The organism is Rhodoferax sp. GW822-FHT04A08, assembly GCF_058801025.1.
Genome location: NZ_JBXAMW010000047.1, coordinates 1 through 2741 on the forward strand (window position 1 = coordinate 1; position 2741 = coordinate 2741).

Genomic DNA, 2741 nt, shown 5'->3' on the forward strand with positions numbered 1-2741 from the left:
TATGCCTCTGGGGTACTCCTCTGCAATGCGGTCTTCCCAATAGGCTGCCGGATTAGGGGCACTGCACAATCTGCGGTACACCTCCTGAGGAACATGCTTGTAGGCAAGTACCGACTTATTGTCCCAATGCAGATCCAGCTGCCCGGACTCGGGATTGAAGTGGGCCATTCGGATTCGGCCGCTCGTGAATTTCTTGGTCTGCATCATGAACTTCTTTTTCGCCTGATCCAAATCGGCTTGAGTGTGCTACCTGGTGAGCGAGATTCTAGGCCTCTTGGTGTGAAATGCTCTACCACAATCGCATAAACGATCTGCATCCTTTTTGGGCACAAGCCGCAAACGCTGTAGGCATGCGGGTTCGCAGAGGTTATTCAAGAGTTTTCCACAGACCCACCCACAGTTCTTGGGGACGGATCCAGCCAAATGCACGAGTCCATATATGGCACCCGCGTGTACTCCACTCCGCTGGCATCCGATACCATAGCGCAAATTCAGGAAACGAAACGATGCCCAAAGCGACACATTCTGCAGAATACCTGTTGAATCAACTCGGTGAGCTGAGTCACGAATTGAGCAGCAGGTCGCTGCAGGGGCAAGGCCATTTTGATAAGCCACTGCAAATTGTCAATAACGTGATGGGCTTTCACGTCGGCGTTTTGTACAAGATTGCCAATGCCATTGAAAACGACCTGATACTGGAAGTGGTGGGCGTCTGCAGTTCAGAGCACCAGCGCCCGGACTTAGAAGAAGGCAGCAAGATATGCCTGGATATCAACAATCCCCCGGCGGAATTCATCAACGAGGTCATGGCCTTTAAACATCGGAGTGTGTCGGCCATCAATGTTCCGGGCTGGGGATGCGATATCGTTGGATCGATCTACATGCCCGAGAGTCTGGGCCATGGATACCTTCTGGCAGGTGACTTTTTTGGGGAAGAGTCTGACATTCAGACATACGAAGTGCGCGCTTGTGAAGTCATGTGCAACATGCTCAGTGCCGTACTCATGAAAGCACAATTCGAGAAATTGGCAAGCTTAGATGGCTTGACCGGACTGATGAACAGCCGCGCCATACGGGAGGCCTTTGAGAAAGCGTTTCAGCGCCAGAAGCGCAAGAATTCTGGTCTGGGAGCTGTTGTTCTGGCTGACATTGACTTTTTCAAGAAAATCAATGACCAGTACGGTCACATCCAGGGTGATTCTGTCTTGCAGGAGGTGGGAATGCTGTTTGACTCATTCACACGCAAGCATCTTGACGTGGCTGGCCGCTATGGCGGTGAGGAGTTCTTGCTGATTTATGAGGATTCCGATGCGCGGCAAGTCTTGAGCATTGTTGAGAGACTGCGGCAATCTATTGCAGGACACCCGTTTAAGAAGATTGGGCCCAGCGGCAACCCGATCCATGGTGAGTCCTTGCCTGTCACGATGTCTTTTGGCGTTGCCCGGCTTCAATACGACGGCGTCACGAGCAGCAAGGAGTTGCTGGCAATAGCCGATGCAGCACTCTATCAATCCAAGGAAGATGGTCGCAATCGGGTCACCCTGGGCCAGGCCCTTGCCAGTGCCAACTAATGCACAATTCCCTTGTAAAAGAAGAATCCATACGCTCCCAGCAACCCTATTCCGAAGATTCGTGGCACTCGTTTGAGGAAGGCCACAGTCAAGAAGTGCAGCACGCCCGCACCCAGGATGACGTAAATGCCCGTTTGGAACATACCAGGGATGTGAATCGAATTGAAGACTGCAAATATGCCAATGCACATCGGAATGCAGACATGTGCATCACCAATTTGTGAACTCAGAACGATGTCTTGTCGACCCCGGCGCGCATAGTACAAGGCAATCAGTGCATTGGGCAAAACCATCAACAGGCCGCTAATCCAGCCGAGATTTGAAAAGCCGACGTACCGACTCCCCGCCCCGGACACCCATGTTACGAGTTCATCAGTTGAGTAGTAGATGCCCCAGGCGCTGACAGCAATTGCCATCAGGTCAAGCACGATGGTCCATTGGAAAGTCTTATTCTTTCTGATCTTGTCCTTCAAGATTTCAAAGACATGCAATACCTGCCAAAAGATAAACAGGGCGATCAATACGATTCCGTCATAGAAATCAACAATGCCGTCCTTGGCTAGAGCCCATAGAGTGCCCGTAAACAAGAATAAGGCGGTCAGACTGAAAAGTACTTCGAGCCCACCAATGCGTTGCATTGCGGTGGATGATTTACCCTTGCTCTTCGCGCTTTGCTTTTGAACGCCCGCCGCGGGGGCCATCAGCGCGGAAGTTCCAATGATCAACGTCAGATTGGTAACGTTGTTCACGAGGCAGTTCTCAATCACTTGGCCGCCATTGCTGGCCGAACGGCTCATTACAAAGGCAAACACCAAATTTGGGAACCCAGAACAGTAGGGCATGATGAGCGTACCGAGCACAGTGCCCTCGAAGCCCTTGTGTTCCATGGCCTGTAGACGCCAGATCATGAAAAAAGACGCTGTCAGAAACAGCGCTAACAGAGCTAGCGGCTGATGGGAATACGCATGGACAATCTTAAGGAACCCATCGGAATGAGGCAAATGAAAGGACGCATCCGGTAAAAACTTCTTTAAAAAATCAGCGTCCATTTATTTGTGTAGAGGTCTCTGGTGCATCCCTGAGGGTACTGCAATTGCCCAGGCATTTTCGTAGAACCGGACTGGAGATTTTGTGAGGTCTGCGCCTTCGGCAGGGCGTTGCTCATGAGAA

3 protein-coding genes are annotated in these 2741 nt (G+C 51.3%); 1 reads left to right on the top strand and 2 read right to left on the bottom strand.

Going from position 1 to position 2741, the window contains the following annotated elements:
* On the bottom strand, positions 1-207 hold a 207-nt coding region (locus AC1RMF_RS26405; RefSeq protein WP_493145498.1), incomplete at its 3' end, for a KTSC domain-containing protein.
* 299 nt (positions 208-506) lie between these two features.
* Here AC1RMF_RS26405 and AC1RMF_RS26410 point away from each other — a divergent pair.
* Positions 507-1571 carry a GGDEF domain-containing protein gene (locus AC1RMF_RS26410; RefSeq protein WP_493145499.1) on the top strand — a complete coding sequence of 355 codons (1065 nt, stop codon included), beginning with the start codon at positions 507-509 and terminating at the stop codon, positions 1569-1571.
* Here AC1RMF_RS26410 and AC1RMF_RS26415 read toward each other — a convergent pair.
* Positions 1568-2620 (bottom strand): calcium:cation antiporter family protein, encoded by a 1053-nt coding sequence (locus AC1RMF_RS26415; RefSeq protein WP_493145500.1) that lies wholly within the window; start codon positions 2618-2620, stop codon positions 1568-1570. The two genes, AC1RMF_RS26410 and AC1RMF_RS26415, sit on opposite strands and share 4 nt — an antisense overlap.
* Positions 2621-2741: the final 121 nt, after the last annotated feature.